The organism is Blastomonas ursincola, from assembly GCF_013607875.1.
GTDB lineage: Bacteria > Pseudomonadota > Alphaproteobacteria > Sphingomonadales > Sphingomonadaceae > Blastomonas > Blastomonas ursincola.
In genome coordinates this window covers 788,091-803,869 of record NZ_VDES01000001.1, presented here as the reverse complement: position 1 = coordinate 803,869, position 15,779 = coordinate 788,091, and the positions used below count along the sequence as shown (strand labels likewise).

Genomic DNA, 15,779 nt, shown 5'->3' with positions numbered 1-15,779 from the left:
ATTCAAGCGCCCATATCCTGTCACCCTGAACTTGTTTCAGGGTCCATTTATCCCCACGCACCTTCGGCCTTCCGGGCACGATGGATCCTGAAACAAGTTCAGGATGACGGAAGGGCAGAGAGGCAAGCATGACCCTCCAGAGCTTCACCGACGAGCCAGAACACGTCTCAGCGCTGCGCGCGACGATCCAGCGGTTCATCGCCGATCACGCGCCGCGCGAGGCGCGGCAGGCCTGGGACAAGGCGGCGCAGTGGCCGCGCGATGTTTATGCGAAACTCAACGAGCTGGGCCTCACCGCGCTCACCGTTCCGGAAGAACATGGCGGGGCAGGGCAGGATCTGGTCGCGGCCATCGCGATCATCGAGGAGCTGGCGACGGCGGGGCCTTGCCTCGCGGGTCCCTTCATCCATACCAGCTTCTATGGCGGCATGAACCTCAGCGAGAACGGATCGCCCGCGCAGAAGGCCGAGTTCCTGCCGCGCCTGGCCAAGGGAGAGCTGTTCTTCGCCTATGGCCTGTCCGAACCCAATGTCGGCGGCGACCTGGCGAGCGTCGAGACGCGCGCGGTGCGCGAGGGCGACGAGATCGTCATCAACGGTGCCAAGCGCTGGTGCACCGGCGCGGACTGGGCCGATTACATCTACTGCCTCGTGCGTTCGGGCCCGGCGGAGGAGCGTTATCGCAACCTCTCGTTCGTGCTGGTGCCGACGAAAGCGCCGGGCGTGACGATGCAGGACATCGAGCATGTCAATCTGCGCTACACGCACAGCCAGGACGTGTTTTTCGACAATGTGCGGCTCCCCTCAAGCGCGATCGTCGGGGGCGAGGCGATGTGGAACCAGGGCTGGAAGCTGCTCGCGGGCCGCGCGCTCGATGTCGAGAAGCTGGAGATTTCCGCCGTCGCGCTCGGCATCGCGCGCGCCGCGATCGACGAGGCCTGGGCCTATGCGCAGGAGCGGGTGCAGTTCGGCAAGCCGATCAGCCAGCATCAGGCGATCCGGAACAAGCTGGTCACCGCGCGCACCAAGTGGCAGGCGGCGCGGCATCTGCTCTATCATGCCGCCTGGCTGGCCAATGAGGGGCGGCCGTGTTCCGTCGAGACCAGCATGGCCAAGCTGTTCGTCGCCGATACCGGCGTGGAAATCGCGCTGACCTGTCAGCAGGTGATGGGCTCCTATGCGCTCAGCGATGCGTACGAAATGGAACGCCATGTCCGCGATCTGCTGGGCATGCCGATCGTCGGCGGATCGAGCGACATGCAGCGCAACAATCTGGCGAGCCTGATGCGGTTGTGAAGGGGAGGGAAGGTCATGATGCAACCGCTTGAAAGCATTGAGCCGCTGGGCCATGCCATTGCCATGTTGCTGCCCGGCATTGCCGCGCGCGCGGACGAGATAGAGCAGACGCGGCATCTTCCTGCCGATATTGCGCAGTCGATGGCACAGGCCGGTGCGTTCAACATCCTGCGGCCCAAGAGCCTGCAGGGGCTGGAACTGACGCCGATGGAGATGGTCGCGGTGCTGCACGCCATCGCACGGGCCGAGGCAAGCGCAGGCTGGTGCGCGATGATCGGGTCGACCACCGCGCTCAACGCGGCGTATCTCGCGCATGACGTGGCGAAAGAAATCTATGCCGACCCGCATTCGATCACCGGCGGGGTGTTCGCGCCGATGGGCCGCGCAGACGACATGGGGGACCATTATGTCGTCTCGGGCCGCTGGCAATGGGGATCGGGCAGCGCCAATTGCGACTGGCTGTCGGGCGGCGCGATGATCTTCAAGGATGGCGAGCTTCAGCGCTTCGACAATGGCGCGCCCTATCACCGGATGATGATCTTTCCGGCGGATCAGGCCGAACTGCTCGATACCTGGCATGTCATGGGAATGAAGGGCACCGGCTCGGGCGACTTTACGGTCAAGCAGATCATCGTCCCCAAGGAGCGCAGCGTCTCGCTGATCGCGGACAAGCCGGTCGAGCCCGGCGCGCTCTACCAGTTCCCGGTCTTCGGGCTGCTGGCGCTGGGCGTCGCCTCGGTGGCGCTGGGCAATGCGGCGGGCGCGCTCGACGAGATCGAGGCGCTGGCCAAGGCGAAAAAGCCGCAAGGGGGGCAGCGCAGCCTCGCCGAACGCGGCGTCGTGCAGACCGAGCTGATGCGCGCGCAGGCCAAGCTCGGCGGGGCCGAGGCCTATTTGCGCGAATGCGTCGAAGCGTGCTGGCACGGCGCAACCACGCGCGGAGAGCTATCGCCCGAGGAGCGCGCGCTGCTGCGCCTCGCTGCCACTTATGCCACCGAGACCTCGGCCGAGGTCGCCAAGACCGCGTTCACCATCGGCGGCGGCAGCGCGGTCTACATGACCAGCAACCTGCAGCGCCGCTTCCGCGACGCGCATGTCGCGACCCAGCATATCGCCACGGCCAGCAGCGTGTACGAGCTGGTCGGCCGGGTGGCACTGGGCCTGCCGACCGACCTGGCGATGCTCTAGCGCCGGTTTCGGTCAGGCCAGCAGCGAGACATTCCCTCCCGCCGCGGTCGTGTCGATGCAGACATGGCGCTCGTGCACGCAGCGCGCAGCGAAACTCGCTTCGGTGAGCAGCGGCAGCAGTGCCCCGTCGCGCGCGGCCAAAGCCTTGCGGATCGCGCGCTGGTCGTCGCCCTGGCTCCATGCGGCCACCGCATCGAAGCCCTGGATCCGCTGCAGATCGGCGCGCTCGATAAAGCCGTCGATGGCATGCGGACCCTTGGCGCCCGGCACCACGATCAGCGCCGCACAACCCTCGCCGCGCGCGATTTCCGCCTGCTGCGTCGCCGCTTCGACGGTCGGCCCCAGGCACAGCACGCGCCCGCGCGCGAAGGTCGAGAGTATGTTCGATTCGCCCGTCGGCCCCGGCATGGTCTGCGTGTCGAGCGGCAGCTCGGTGACGCGCGGCAGCGCAGCGAGCGCAGCCTCCACCTCGGCCTGGCCGGCGATCCGGGTCAGCGGCGGCAGGTCGAGCTGCGGTCCCTCGGCGGCCGCGAAGCGCGGCAGATAGCGCGGCCCGCCCGCCTTGGGGCCGGTGCCCGACAGGCCCTCGCCACCAAAGGGCTGCGCGCCGACCACGGCACCGATCTGGTTGCGGTTGACGTACATGTTGCCCGCATGGATGCGCGCGGTGATCGCGTCGACACGGGCATCGATGCGCGTCTGCAGCCCGAAGGTCAGGCCATAGCCGCGCGCGTTGATGCGGGTCACCAGATCGTCGATCTCGCCCGCCTCGAAGGTCGCGATGTGCAGCACCGGGCCGAAGATTTCCTCGGCCAGATCCTCGATACCGTTCACAGCGATCGCGGCGGGGCCGACGAACCAGCCGGTCTCGGGCGAATCGAGCTGCTTGAGCAATCGCCCGTCGCGACGCGCCGCCTCGATATGCGCGGCGATCTTCTCGCGCGCCGACTGGTCGATCACCGGGCCGACATCATTGGCCAGCCACCACGGATCGCCCAGCGTCAGCGCATCCATCGCGCCGAACAGCATCTCCTTCAGCGATTCCGCGATATCGCGCTGGACATAGAGCATGCGCAGCGCCGAGCAGCGCTGGCCCGCCGACTGGAAGGCCGAGGCGACGATATCGCGAACCGCCTGTTCGGGCAGCGCGGTCGAATCGACGATCATCGCGTTGAGCCCGCCGGTCTCGGCAATCAGCATCGCATCGGGGGCGCATCCTTCGGCCATTGCGCGGTTGATCGCCTGCGCGGTGGCGGTCGATCCGGTGAAGCAGGTGCCGGCGATCGCCGGATCGCTGGTCAGCACCGCGCCGATCACCCGGCCCGGCCCCGGCAGCAGTTGCAGCGCGGTGACGGGGACACCCGCCTCGTGCAGCAACCGCGTGGCGAGATGCGCGATCAGCGGGGATTGTTCGGCCGGCTTGGCGAGCACCGCATTGCCCATGGCAAGCGCGGCGGCAATCTGGCCGGTGAAGATCGCCAGCGGGAAGTTCCACGGCGAGATGCAGGTGATGATGCCGCGCGGGCTCGACGCGGGTGCGGCCAGCGCCTCGGCCGCGTAATAGCGCAGGAAATCGACCGCCTCGCGCAATTCGGCGATGGCGTCGGGCGCGCATTTGCCCGCCTCTCGCGCGAGCAGCGCGAAGATCTCGCCATGATGCGCCTCGAACAGATCGGCAGCGCGGGTGAGCGCGGCGGCGCGCTCGGCCACCGGCGCGTCCCAGATGCGCGCGGCGGCGATGGCGGCCCTGGCCTCGGCCTCGCCCGCATCGGTGACGGTGCCCACCTGGCGGTCGGTCTGGGCGGGGCTGAACACCTCGCGCGGTGCTGCGCCCGAGCCCGCCTCGACTGCGAGGATCGGAGCAGCAGTCCATTGATGCTCGGCAAACGCACCGCGCGATTCAAGGAATTCGTTGAGATCGGCGCGGTTGGCGAGGTCCCAGCCGCGCGAATTGACGCGCGACGGGGCATAGATCGCCGCGGGGCGGATGATCTTCGCATCGGCCTCGGCGCGCGCCGCCTCGAGCTGCTCGAACGGATCGGCAGCGATCGCCTCGGCGGGCACGGCATGGTTGGCGAGCTGGTTGACGAACGACGAGTTCGCCCCGTTCTCGAGCAGGCGGCGCACCAGATAGGCGAGCAGTTCGCGGTGGCGGCCCACCGGCGCATAGATGCGCGAGCGCACTTTCTCGTTGCGCAGCAAGGCGTTGTGCAGCGGTTCTCCCATGCCGTGGAGGCGCTGGAACTCGAAATCGTCGCGGTTGCCCGCCATTTCCAGGATCGCCGCGACGCTGTGCGCATTGTGCGTGGCGAATTGCGGATAGATGCGATCGGTGAGCCTGAGCAGCTGCGCGGCGCAGCAGATATAGGAGATGTCGGTCGCCGCCTTGCTGGTGAAGACCGGGAAATCGGGCACGCCATCGACCTGCGCGCGCTTGATCTCGCTGTCCCAATAGGCGCCCTTGACCAGCCGCACCATGATCTTGCGGTCGAGCGATTGAGCCAGGCCATAAAGCCAGTCGATGACGAAGCTGGCGCGGCGGCCGAAGGCCTGCACGACCACGCCAAGGCCATCCCAGCCGGCCAGTGTCGGATCGTTCATCACCAGCTTGATGATGTCGAGCGACATGCCGAGCCGATAGGCTTCCTCGGCATCGATATTGAGCCCGATCTTGGCATCGCGCGCGGCGCGGGCGAGTTCGAGCACCCGGTCGGCGAGCGCGGGGACGCATTCGTCCGCCTTGCTCATCTCGTAGCGCGGATAGAGCGCCGAGAGCTTGATCGACAGGCCCGGATTGGTGCGCATGTCGTCGGTCTTGGCAGCGTCGGCGATCGCGCGGATCGCGTGCATGTACGATGCGAAATAGCGGTCGGCATCGGGGAAGGTGAGAGCGGCCTCGCCGAGCATGTCATAGCTGAAGGTCGCCCCTTCCGCCGCCCATTTGCGCGAGCGCTTGAGCGCCTCGTCCATGTCCTCGCCGAGCACGAACTGGTTGCCCAGCTCCTTCATCGCGCGGCGCACGGCGGCGCGGATGACGGGCTCGCCCAGCCGCTTGATCGCGCCGCGCAGCGCATCGAGCGGCCCCTTGCTCGACGGGCCTTCGAGCACCGACTGGGTCATGCTGAGCGCGAAGGTGCTGGCATTGACCAGCGTGTTTTCCGACTTGCCGAAATGCTCGCGCCAGTTGGCGGGGCTGATCTTGTCCTCGATGAGGTCGTCGATCGTCTCGGCATCGGGCACGCGCAGCAGCGCCTCGGCCAGCGTCATCAGCGCGAGGCCCTCGTCGCTCGACAGGCCATAGGTGCCGAGGAAGCTCTCCATCAGCGTCGGGCCCGAGGCGGCGCGGACATCCTCGACGACGCGTACCGCACGCGCACGGATGCGCGCACGCAGCTCGGGCGAGGGGGCGTAATTCGCCATCAGATAATCGAGCACCGTGCCTTCATCGGCACGATGGTGAGCGCGCACGGCATCGCGCAGCGCAAGCAATTCGGTCATGGGTGTCGGCCTTTTCCGGGGAGGACCATGGCGCTGCCCCTTACAGATATTTGCGGGCAATTGAAGCCTTGCAAGGCCTCATGCGTCACAAAGCGGTGGGTAGCCGCATGGAACGCCGCCAAAACGGGCAGAAATCGCTTTGCACCGGCAATTGTTACAGATATGCGGCGGTTTTGTGACAGGGGACACGCCATTCGCCAGATAGCTGCATTGCCGTATCGCACGGCGCGTGACGATGTGAACGCGCCGGTGGCGATCCTGCTCGTCACCTCGCGCGAGACGCGGCGCTGGGTGCTGCCCAAGGGCAACATGATCGAAGGGCTGCAGCCGCATGCCGCCGCCGCGCACGAGGCGGAGGAAGAGGCGGGGGTTCGCGGTGCGGCCTGCCCGACGCCGCTCGGCAGCTATCGCTATCGCAAGAAGCGCAAGAACGGCGCGATGCTCAACGTGACTGTCGAGGTGTTCCCCTTCTCGGTCACCGACGTGATGGACGAATGGGAAGAGCAGGACCAGCGCGACCGGCAATGGTTCTCGCTGGAAGAGGCTGCGCAGATGGTCGACGAGCCCGAGCTCGCCGAACTGATCCGCCGCTTCCGCGCCAGCGATGCCGATCGTCGCATCGCCAAGGGCGGTTTTCTTCCGGATACGCAAAAGGCTTCACCGAAAATGGCGGTTTTCTCCTGGGTTCAGGCCCTTCTGCCCAAGCAGGGCAATTTCTTCGAGCTGTTCGAGGCGCATGCACTGACGCTGCTGTCGGGCTCAAACGCGCTGGCCCGGCTGCTGAACGGTGGGCCGGGCATGGCCGACCATGTCCAGGAACTGGTCGAGCGCGAGCATGAGGCCGACCAGATCACCCGCGAGGTGCTGCAGACCGTGCGCCGCACCTTCCTGACCCCGTTCGACCGCAGCGCGATCACCAGCCTGATCGGCGCGATGGACGATGCCATCGACGAGATGCAGAAGACCGCGGGCGCGATCGACCTCTACGAGGTGACCGAGTTCAAGCAGGAGATGAAGGACATCGCCGCGATCATCGTCGATTGCGCGCGGATCACGGTCGAGGCGCTGCCGCTGCTGCGCAACGTCAACAAGAACGCCCATCGCCTGCACGAGCTGACCGAACGCCTCGTCATCATGGAAGGCCATGCCGACGAGATTCATGCGCGCGGGCTGAAGGCCTTGTTCAAGGAACATGGCGCGGCGAGCCCCATCCAGTTCACCGTCGGGCGCGAGCTGTTCATGCATCTCGAGCGCGTGGTCGACCGGTTCGAGGATGTCGCCAACGAGATCGACGGTCTCGTCATCGACCACGCCTGACCCGCGCCGCACCCCATGGAAACCACCATCATTGCCATGCCGCTGCTGATCGCGCTGATCGCGCTCGCACTGGCGTTCGACTTCCTGAATGGTCTGCACGATGCCGCCAATTCGATCGCGACCGTGGTCTCGACCCGGCTGCTCAAGCCCGTGCACGCGGTGCTGTTCGCAGCGTTCTTCAATTTCGCGGCTTACTGGATCTTCGGGCTCAAGGTCGCCGAGACGATCGGCAAGGGCATCATCGATGCCGATATCGTTAACCCGCAGGTGATCTTCGGCGCGCTGGTCGGAGCGATGTTCTGGAACGTCGTCACCTGGTGGAAAGGCATTCCGTCCTCGTCGAGCCATGCGCTGGTCGGCGGGCTGATCGGGGCGGGGGTGATGCGCGCCGGGCTCGACGGCATCGTCTGGTCGGGCGTGCTCAAGACCGCCTCGGCGATCGTGCTGTCGCCGACGATCGGCATGATCCTGTCGATCCTGCTGGTGGTGATGACCTCGTGGATCTTCCTGCGCGCCACCGCCAAGCGGGCCGAGGGCGTGTTCAAGAAGCTGCACCTGGTCTCGTCTGCGGCCTATTCGCTCGGCCATGGCGCCAATGACGCGCAGAAGACGATGGGGATCATCACCGTGCTGCTCTATTCGCAGGGTATGCTCGAGGGCGAGTTCGCGGTCCCCGAATGGGTGGTGCTGAGCTGCTATGTCGCGATCGCGCTCGGCACGCTTTCGGGCGGGTGGAAGATCATCGAGACCATGGGTACGCGCATCACCAAGCTGTCGCACCAGCAGGGCTTCTGCGCCTCTTCGGGCGGATCGGTGATGCTGTTCGCGGCGACCGCGTTCGGCATTCCGGTCTCGACCACGCACACGATCACCGGCTGCGTCGTCGGCGTGGGCGCGGCGCGGCGCGCGTCTGCAGTGCGCTGGGGCGTCGCCGGGCGCGTCGTCATCGCCTGGCTGATCACCATCCCCGCTTCGGCCGCGGTCGGCGCGCTGTTCTACTGGCTGACGACGATCTGGGGCTGACCGGTACTGCCGGGATCAGATGATCCCGACATCCTTGCCTGCTGCCTCGAAAATGCCGAGGATCTGCGTGACCTGTTCGCTCGAATGCTCGGCGCAGAGCGAGCAGCGCAGCAGCGTCATGCCGGCAGGGGTTGCGGGCGGGCGGGCCAGGTTGACATAAAGGCCACGATCGAGCAGCGCCTCCCACATCTGCGCGCCCTTCAGCATATCGGGCATGATCACCGCGATGATGCCGCTCTGTGCCTCGGGCGTGCCGAGCGAAAAGCCGAGATCGCGCAGGCCCTGGTGCAGGCGCTTGGAATTCTCCCACAGATGCGCGCGCTTGTTGCCCGCGTGCATCAGCTTGCGGATGCTGGTCGCAGCAGTGGCGACGACCGAGGGCGGCAGGCTGGCGGTGAACACATAAGGGCGGCACACCAGGCGCAGCACCTCGAACTTCGGGTGGTTCGACACGCAGAAGCCGCCGACGGTGCCGACTGACTTGCTGAACGTTCCGATGATGAAATCGACATCGTCGATCACGCCCGCCGCTTCGGCAACGCCGCGGCCGTGCTCGCCGATAAAGCCCATCGAATGCGCCTCGTCGACCAGCACCATCGCGCCGGCGGCCTTGGACACCGCGACCATTTCCTTGAGCGGGGCGATGTCGCCGAGCATCGAATAGACGCCTTCGAGCACCACCAGCTTGCCCGCTTCGGGGGGCAGGCGCTTGAGCCGCTTTTCCAGCGCCTCGACATCATTGTGGCGGAAGGCGACGATCTGCGCATTGCCGAGCGCGCAGCCGTCATAGATCGAGGCATGGCTGTCGATATCGAGGATGATGTAATCGTCCTTGCCCGCCATGGTCGAGATGATGCCCAGATTCGCCTGGTATCCCGTGGAAAAGACCATCGCATGGTCCATCCCATAGAATTCCTTCAGCGCTTCCTCGCATTCGCGGTGTCCGGCATAGGTGCCGTTGAGCACGCGGCTGCCGGTGGTGCCCGATCCGAAATTGTCGAGCGCGGTCTTGCCGGCGTCCAGAACGTCGGGATCGAAGGTCATGCCCATATAGTTGTAGGTGCCCAGCAGGATCGTCTCCTTGCCGTTGCACATCGCCACTGTCGGCGATTTGACCGATTCCATGACCAGCGAGAAGGGATCGCGCACGCCGGTGGACAGCAGGGCCTCGCGCTCGCCGATCAGGGCGTCGAACTTGGAAAACAGGTCGGTCATTCTGGGGTCTCTGCAAGATTGGGGAAGGTGCGCACGATAGCGCGGGTCAGGCGGTGAGCTTCTCGACCGCGGCGACCAGCTGGCCGACGGTCTCGATCTCGGCCTGCATGTTCATGGTGATGATGATGTCGAACTCGTCCTCGATCGCGGCGACAAAATCCATGACGGTGAGGCTGTCCCATTCCAGATCGGAGGCGAAGGTGGTGCTCTCGGTCAGCGCGACGCCCTTCTTGTTGAAGGGTTCGATCTGCGCAGCGATCCGGTCATAAATGGCGGTGTCGGTCATGTCTTGCTTTCATCCGTAACGGTTGTCTCTGCCCATGCCCCGCGAATGCGGCACAATCGCGGCAGCTTGTTGCAGCCAGAAGGGCAGTGCGGTGCCGCTTGTCAAGCGCAGTGCGGCTGTGTCATCAATCTGTAATGGAAGAGGGTGCCACGAAAATGCGAGTCGATGCGAGCCGTCCGGCGATCCCGAGCCCCTGGCCGCAGACGCCGCACACCTTCTCCCCGCACGCCATTCACCTGATCCGCACCTCGGTGCAGACCAACCTGTCCTTGAGCCAGATGGCCGATCAGAAGGCGAGCATCCTGATGGGCGCGACGTTCGTGGTGTTCACCATCGCGGTCGGCCAGGCGCGCGGCGGCAATGTCAGCCTCCCGCTGATGGTGCTGGCGCTGTTCGCGTTCCTGTCGGCCATGTGCGCGGTGTTCGCGATCCTGCCCTCGGTGCGCGGCACGCCCAAGCCGAAGGCCGACGTGCCGCCCGGGGCGACCAATTTCATGTTCTTCGGCAATTTCTCGCAGATGACCGAGGATGATTTTGCCGATCTGGTGATCGACCAGCTTCACATGGACGAGACGATCTTCCGTACCATGCTGCGCGACGTGCACCAGAACGGCATGGTGCTGCAGCACAAGAAATACCGTTATCTGGGCCTGGCCTATCGGCTGTTCCTGATCGGCCTGAGCATCACCTTTGCGCTGTTCGTCGTCGAAATGGCGCTCGGCCACCCGCTCATCAGCGTTTGAGCCAGCCTTCGGCGCGATACCAGCGCGCGGTTTCGGCCAGTCCTTTCGGCGTCGCTATTTCCGGTTGCCACAGATCGCGCGGCGGGCGGCGCAGCGGATCGGATGTCCAGTCGCTATGCGCGATATAGCGCGCGCGATCGGGCGTGAGCTTCGCCTTGGGACCGCGCAGCAGGCGGTCGGCGCGCGCGGCCATGAACAGGCCGAGCTTCGGCGCGCGCGCGGTGCGCACCTTGCGCCCCACCGCGCGGCCCAGCGCATCGGCAAAGCCCTCATGGCTCCAGCCCTGCGGGGTTCCGTCATCGGCCTCGTAGATCGCGTGCACATCGCCCGCACCGCCCGCGAGCCGCACCAGCAAGGCGGCCAGATCGGCGACATGGATCACCGACATGCGCCCGCTCGGCGGCAGCATGACCAGGCCCTTTGCTGCCATGCGGAACAGGTCCAGCATCTCGGTATCGCCGGGGCCATAGACGGCGGGTGGGCGCACCATGATCCAGTCTAGGCCAGAGGCGGTGACCCGGTCCTCGGCCTCGGCCTTGGACCAGCAATAGTTGGACAGGGCGCGTTCGCGCGCGGCGAGCGACGAGACATGGATGAAGCGCGCGATGCCCGCCGCCTTCGTTGCCGCCAGCATGTTCTCGGTGCCGGTGATATTGCCCGCGACAAAGCCCGCGCGGTCGGGCGCGTTGACCACGCCAGCAATGTGCAGCACGACATCGGCGCCATCGCACAGGCGGTTGAGGCTCTCGGCATCGGCGAGCGATCCCTGGACCCAGGTGACGCGCTCACGCGCGCGCTGTGGCTTGCGGGCGAGCGCGCGGACCTGGTGCCCCGCCGCCAGAGCCTGGTCGATCGCAGCGCCTCCGACGAAACCGGTGCCGCCGGTCATCGCGATCACGCTCATAGCAGCACCATCTGGTCACGATGGACGAGCGCGCTGCGCGGCGCATAACCCAGCACCTCGGCGATGCCATCGCTGCGCAGGCCGATGATCCGCGCGGCATCGGCGGCATCATATTCGCTGAGGCCCCGCGCGATCACCTCGCCGCCGGGGCCAGCAATCTCGATCACGTCGCCGCGCGCGAACCTGCCCTCGATTGCGGTGGCGCCGGCGGGGAGCAGACTCGAGCCCTTGGCGAGCGCGGAGACCGCGCCCGCATCGACGCTGATCCGCCCGCGCGCTGTCATGCGCCCTGCGAGCCAAAGCTTGCGGCCCTTGCCCTGCTTGCCGGCGGTGAACACGGTGCAGCGCCCGGTTTCGTCGAGCCGCTGCAAGGGGTGCTCGTGCGTGCCGTTGGCGATGGCGAGATGCGCGCCTGCGCTGGTCGCGATCCGCGCCGCCTCCAGCTTGGAGAGCATGCCGCCCGATCCCATGCCCGAAGCAGAGCCGCCATCGGCCATCGCCCTGATGCGCGCATCGATCCGTCCGACGCTTTCGACCAGCCGCGCATCGGGCTCGTTCTTCGGATTGGCGGTGTAGAGCCCGTCGACGTCGGAGAGCAGCACCACGCCGCCCGCACCCGCCGCCTGCGCGATGCGCGCGGCGAGCCGGTCGTTGTCGCCGAAGCGGATTTCCTCGGTCGCGACCGAATCGTTCTCGTTGATCACCGGCACGACATCGAGCGCAATCAGCCGGCGCAGCGTCGCCGAGGCGTTGAGGAAGCGGCGGCGATCCTCGAGATCGTCGAGCGTCACCAGCATCTGCGCGGCGGTGATGCCGTGCTCGCCGAGCAGTTCGGCCCAGCACTGGCTGAGCGCGATCTGGCCGGTCGCGGCCGAGGCCTGCGCATCCTCCAGGCTGGCGCGCCCCCCCTTGGGCAAGCCGAGCCGCCGCGCACCGAGCGCGATGGCGCCCGAGGAAACGATGACGATCCGCTGGCCTGCCCGAATGCGCCCGGCAATGTCCGCGACCAGCGAGGCGAGCCATTCGCGCCGCACCTTGCCCTCGGGCGCGACCAGCAGCGCCGAGCCGACCTTGACGACCAGCACGGGGCAGTGCGCGGGGGCGAGGGGGGAGGGGGTCATTTACTCTTCCCCTTGAAAGCTCCGACCCAAGTGATGACCTCGATCAGCACGGTGTGACCACCTCTTCCGAGTTCCCGAGCGAAGTCGAGGGACGTGTGCTCGAACGGTTGCGAATACGTCCCTCGACCTTGGTTTACCCTGAGCGGCTGGTTTTGCCAGCCAGCCGAAGGGCTCGGGACAAACGGAAATGGGAGCGAATTAAACCAATTCTGCCGCTCACTCAAACCGGCGACCATGTGCCCGGCTCGTCGTCGCGGTCGGGATCAACGCCCTCGGGCTGTTCGGTCGCGGTCACATGCGGCAGATAATCGAGCAGCGCGTCGAACAGCTTGTCGATCCCCTTGCCGGTCGCGCCCGAGATCGGGAACACGCGGTCCGCGCCCGCCGCGATCAGTTCGCTCGCGAAATGCTGCATCAGTTCCTCGTCGAGCAGGTCGCCCTTGTTGAGCGCGACCAGACGGGGCTTCTCGTCCAGCCCCGCGCCGTAATTTTCCAGCTCGCCATCTACGATGCGCATCGCCTCGACCGGATCGTCGCCATTGGCATCGATCAGATGGATCAGCACCTGGCAGCGCTCGATATGGCCGAGGAACCGGTCGCCGATGCCTGCGCCTTCTGCCGCGCCCTCGATCAGCCCGGGAATATCGGCGAGCACGAATTCGCGGTTGCGGTGCCGCACGACGCCCAGCTGCGGGCGCAGCGTCGTGAACGGATAATCGCCCACCTTGGCATGCGCGTTGGTGACCTGGTTGATGAAGGTGGACTTGCCCGCATTGGGCAGCCCTACCAGCCCCGCATCGGCCATCAGCTTCAGCCGCAGCCAAACCCACATTTCCTCGCCCGGCCAGCCCGGCCCGTGCTGACGCGGCGCGCGGTTGGTGCTGGTGGCATAGCTCAAATTCCCGCGCCCTCCATCGCCGCCGCGCAGCAGGGTGATGCGCTGCCCGGCATGGGTGAAATCGGCGAGCACATCCTCCTTGTCCTCGGACAGGATCTGCGTGCCCACCGGCACCTTGATGACCAGATCGTCACCGCCCGCGCCGGTGCGGTTGCGGCCCATGCCGCCGGTGCCCCGCTTCGCCTTGAAATGCTGGGTATAGCGAAAGTCGATCAGCGTGTTGAGACCGCTGACCGCTTCGAAGATGATGTCGCCGCCCTTGCCGCCATTGCCGCCATCGGGGCCGCCATATTCGACATATTTTTCGCGGCGGAAGGACACCGCGCCCTGTCCGCCCGCGCCGGAACGAATGAAAATCTTGGCTTGATCGAGAAAATGCATGGCCGCGCCCCTAACGGAAAGCGCCGCGAAACGCCAGAGTAACCGAATCGGCGCTAGATGGCCGTGTCAGGATGACGGGGCAGCGTGTCGCATTTTGCGCGCAGCCCCTTGCCTGACGGCTGAGAAATACGATATTCGAGACGACCTATGCACAGCACGACAATCCGTTCAGCGTCTCCCCGACGCCTCGCTGCCATCGTGGCAGGCGACGCAGGCCTGGTCGTGCGCGCCGGGCCCGATCGCGAGGACGATGACGGACCGCCGGATATCGGCATCGCGGTCAAGACCCGCGCCAAGTCGAAAAAGCCCAGCCAGTACAAGGTGCTGATGCTCAACGACGATTACACCCCGATGGAATTCGTGGTGCTCGTCCTCAAGCGCTTCTTCAGCATGAACATGGACGAGGCGACCCGCGTGATGCTCCACGTCCACCAGAAGGGCGTCGGCGTTTGCGGCATCTTCACTTACGAGGTCGCCGAGACCAAGGTGAATCAGGTGATGGATTTCGCCCGGCAGAACCAGCACCCGCTGCAATGCACGCTGGAGAAGGTTTGACCTTCCGGGCCTTGCCCCCCTCTTGCACCAGCCCGCGCAGCCGCTAAACAGCGGCGATGGACAAGATCATCATTCGCGGCGGCAAGCCGCTCTCGGGCCGTATTCCCATTTCCGGAGCCAAGAACAGCGCGCTGACGCTGCTGCCGTGCGCGCTGCTGACCGACGAGCCGCTGACGCTGCGCAACCTGCCGCGGCTGGCCGATGTCGACAGCTTCGGCCATCTGCTCAACCAGCTTGGCGTGTCGACGATGATCGAAGGCGCGCGGCCCGAGGATTTCGGCCGGGTGATGACGCTGCGCGCGGGCCGGGTGACCTCCACGGTCGCGCCCTATGACATCGTGCGCAAGATGCGCGCGTCGATCCTGGTGCTGGGCCCGCTGCTCGCGCGTGCGGGCGAGGCGACCGTCTCGCTGCCCGGCGGCTGCGCGATCGGCAACCGCCCGATCGACCTGCACCTGAAGGCGCTCGAGGCTTTGGGCGCGGAGATCGAGATCACCGCAGGCTATGTCACCGCGCGCGCGCCGAAGGGAGGCCTTCCCGGCGGCGATTTCGGCTTCCCCGTGGTCTCGGTCGGCGCGACCGAGAACGCGCTGATGACGGCGGTTTTGTGCAAGGGCACATCGACGCTGCGCAATGCGGCGCGCGAGCCCGAGATCGTCGACCTGTGCAACCTGCTCGTCGCGATGGGCGCAAAGATCGAGGGGATCGGCGGATCGACGCTGGTCATCCATGGCAAGGACCGGCTGCACGGTGCGACCTATCGCGTGATGGCCGACCGCATCGAGGCGGGCAGCTATGCCTGCGCCGCCGCGATCACCGGCAGCGCGCTCGACCTGATCGGCGCGAAGCTCGACGAGATGGAGGCGACTGTCGCGGCGCTGCGCCAGGCGGGCGTGCATGTCGAGGAAATCGCCGATGGCATCGCGGTGCGCCCCAATGGCAAGCTGCAGGCGCTCACGCTTTCGACCGCGCCGTTCCCCGGCTTTGCCACCGACATGCAGGCGCAGTTCATGGCGATGCTGTGTCTGGCCGAAGGCGCAAGCGTGTTGACCGAGACGATTTTCGAAAACCGCTACATGCACGTGCCCGAATTGAACCGCATGGGTGCGCATATCGAGGTCAAGGGCCGCACCGCGGTGGTGCATGGCGTCGAACGCATGGTCGGCGCGCCCGTGATGGCGACCGACCTGCGCGCCTCGATGAGCCTGATCATCGCGGGGCTTGCGGCCGAGGGCGAGACCGAGGTCAATCGGGTGTACCATCTCGACCGCGGCTATGAGCGGCTGGAAGAAAAGCTCCAGGCGGTCGGTGCGGACATCGAGCGCGTCGGCGGGGATTGATTGCTCTTGTCTTCC

Annotated in this window: 13 protein-coding genes; 7 read left to right on the top strand and 6 right to left on the bottom strand. The window is 66.3% G+C overall.

What is annotated here, in order from left to right:
* The first annotated feature begins 128 nt into the window (after nt 1–128).
* Together FG486_RS03860 and FG486_RS03855 are read left to right on the top strand one after the other, a co-directional pair.
* The gene (locus FG486_RS03860; RefSeq protein WP_181266496.1) at nt 129–1,295 is read left to right on the top strand and encodes an acyl-CoA dehydrogenase family protein; all 1,167 of its coding nucleotides are present in this window, start codon (nt 129–131) and stop codon (nt 1,293–1,295) included.
* Nucleotides 1,296–1,310: 15 nt separating this feature from the next.
* Nucleotides 1,311–2,483 (top strand): acyl-CoA dehydrogenase family protein, encoded by a 1,173-nt coding sequence (locus FG486_RS03855; protein ID WP_241695570.1) that lies wholly within the window; start codon nt 1,311–1,313, stop codon nt 2,481–2,483.
* 12 nt (nt 2,484–2,495) lie between these two features.
* Here the strand turns inward: FG486_RS03855 and putA are convergent, their stop codons facing one another.
* Entirely contained in the window at nt 2,496–5,981 is a 3,486-nt protein-coding gene (putA, locus tag FG486_RS03850) for a bifunctional proline dehydrogenase/L-glutamate gamma-semialdehyde dehydrogenase PutA (protein WP_181266495.1), read from the bottom strand.
* A gap of 162 nt (nt 5,982–6,143) precedes the next feature.
* On the opposite strand from putA, the gene FG486_RS03845 reads away from it, so the two are divergent.
* A complete protein-coding gene (locus tag FG486_RS03845) occupies nt 6,144–7,298 on the top strand; it encodes a DUF47 family protein (protein ID WP_194249823.1) in 1,155 nt (384 codons plus the stop codon).
* Nucleotides 7,299–7,313: 15 nt separating this feature from the next.
* Nucleotides 7,314–8,321, top strand: coding sequence for an inorganic phosphate transporter (locus tag FG486_RS03840; protein ID WP_066277390.1), 1,008 nt, complete (start codon nt 7,314–7,316; stop codon nt 8,319–8,321).
* 15 nt (nt 8,322–8,336) lie between these two features.
* Here FG486_RS03840 and spt read toward each other — a convergent pair whose 3' ends face one another.
* On the bottom strand, nt 8,337–9,536 hold the full coding sequence (spt, locus tag FG486_RS03835) for a serine palmitoyltransferase (RefSeq protein WP_181266494.1): 1,200 nt from the start codon (nt 9,534–9,536) through the stop codon (nt 8,337–8,339).
* 46 nt (nt 9,537–9,582) lie between these two features.
* Nucleotides 9,583–9,822 carry an acyl carrier protein gene (locus FG486_RS03830; RefSeq protein ID WP_023836291.1) on the bottom strand — a complete coding sequence of 80 codons (240 nt, stop codon included), beginning with the start codon at nt 9,820–9,822 and terminating at the stop codon, nt 9,583–9,585.
* Nucleotides 9,823–9,977: 155 nt separating this feature from the next.
* Here FG486_RS03830 and FG486_RS03825 point away from each other — a divergent pair, with 155 nt between their 5' ends.
* Nucleotides 9,978–10,565, top strand: coding sequence for a Pycsar system effector family protein (locus FG486_RS03825; protein WP_060978837.1), 588 nt, complete (start codon nt 9,978–9,980; stop codon nt 10,563–10,565).
* Here FG486_RS03825 and FG486_RS03820 read toward each other — a convergent pair.
* The 3 genes from FG486_RS03820 to obgE form a co-directional block, all read right to left on the bottom strand.
* Nucleotides 10,555–11,469: an NAD-dependent epimerase/dehydratase family protein gene (locus tag FG486_RS03820; protein ID WP_181266493.1), complete on the bottom strand. Its 915-nt coding sequence runs from the start codon at nt 11,467–11,469 to the stop codon at nt 10,555–10,557. The genes FG486_RS03825 and FG486_RS03820 overlap by 11 nt on opposite strands.
* Nucleotides 11,466–12,590: a glutamate 5-kinase gene (gene proB, locus FG486_RS03815; protein ID WP_181266492.1), complete on the bottom strand. Its 1,125-nt coding sequence runs from the start codon at nt 12,588–12,590 to the stop codon at nt 11,466–11,468. Before proB ends, FG486_RS03820 begins: the two co-directional genes overlap by 4 nt.
* Nucleotides 12,591–12,810: 220 nt before the next feature.
* A complete protein-coding gene (gene obgE / locus FG486_RS03810) occupies nt 12,811–13,869 on the bottom strand; it encodes a GTPase ObgE (RefSeq protein ID WP_181266491.1) in 1,059 nt (352 codons plus the stop codon).
* 147 nt (nt 13,870–14,016) lie between these two features.
* Here obgE and clpS point away from each other — a divergent pair, with 147 nt between their 5' ends.
* A complete protein-coding gene (gene clpS / locus FG486_RS03805) occupies nt 14,017–14,424 on the top strand; it encodes an ATP-dependent Clp protease adapter ClpS (protein WP_081096850.1) in 408 nt (135 codons plus the stop codon).
* A gap of 56 nt (nt 14,425–14,480) precedes the next feature.
* Nucleotides 14,481–15,764: a UDP-N-acetylglucosamine 1-carboxyvinyltransferase gene (gene murA, locus FG486_RS03800; protein ID WP_066277368.1), complete on the top strand. Its 1,284-nt coding sequence runs from the start codon at nt 14,481–14,483 to the stop codon at nt 15,762–15,764.
* Nucleotides 15,765–15,779 lie beyond the last annotated feature (15 nt).

What these genes read in the sequence shown, in the direction of transcription:
- spt (WP_181266494.1), bottom strand. Translation starts at nt 9,536, where the DNA reads ATGACCGACCTGTTTTCCAAGTTCGACGCCCTGATCGGCGAGCGCGAG.
- obgE (WP_181266491.1), bottom strand. Translation starts at nt 13,869, where the DNA reads ATGCATTTTCTCGATCAAGCCAAGATTTTCATTCGTTCCGGCGCGGGC.
- FG486_RS03840 (WP_066277390.1), top strand. Translation starts at nt 7,314, where the DNA reads ATGGAAACCACCATCATTGCCATGCCGCTGCTGATCGCGCTGATCGCG.
- FG486_RS03830 (WP_023836291.1), bottom strand. Translation starts at nt 9,822, where the DNA reads ATGACCGACACCGCCATTTATGACCGGATCGCTGCGCAGATCGAACCC.
- murA (WP_066277368.1), top strand. Translation starts at nt 14,481, where the DNA reads ATGGACAAGATCATCATTCGCGGCGGCAAGCCGCTCTCGGGCCGTATT.
- clpS (WP_081096850.1), top strand. Translation starts at nt 14,017, where the DNA reads ATGCACAGCACGACAATCCGTTCAGCGTCTCCCCGACGCCTCGCTGCC.
- proB (WP_181266492.1), bottom strand. Translation starts at nt 12,590, where the DNA reads ATGACCCCCTCCCCCCTCGCCCCCGCGCACTGCCCCGTGCTGGTCGTC.
- putA (WP_181266495.1), bottom strand. Translation starts at nt 5,981, where the DNA reads ATGACCGAATTGCTTGCGCTGCGCGATGCCGTGCGCGCTCACCATCGT.
- FG486_RS03820 (WP_181266493.1), bottom strand. Translation starts at nt 11,469, where the DNA reads ATGAGCGTGATCGCGATGACCGGCGGCACCGGTTTCGTCGGAGGCGCT.
- FG486_RS03845 (WP_194249823.1), top strand. Translation starts at nt 6,144, where the DNA reads ATGCGGCGGTTTTGTGACAGGGGACACGCCATTCGCCAGATAGCTGCA.
- FG486_RS03825 (WP_060978837.1), top strand. Translation starts at nt 9,978, where the DNA reads ATGCGAGTCGATGCGAGCCGTCCGGCGATCCCGAGCCCCTGGCCGCAG.
- FG486_RS03855 (WP_241695570.1), top strand. Translation starts at nt 1,311, where the DNA reads ATGATGCAACCGCTTGAAAGCATTGAGCCGCTGGGCCATGCCATTGCC.
- FG486_RS03860 (WP_181266496.1), top strand. Translation starts at nt 129, where the DNA reads ATGACCCTCCAGAGCTTCACCGACGAGCCAGAACACGTCTCAGCGCTG.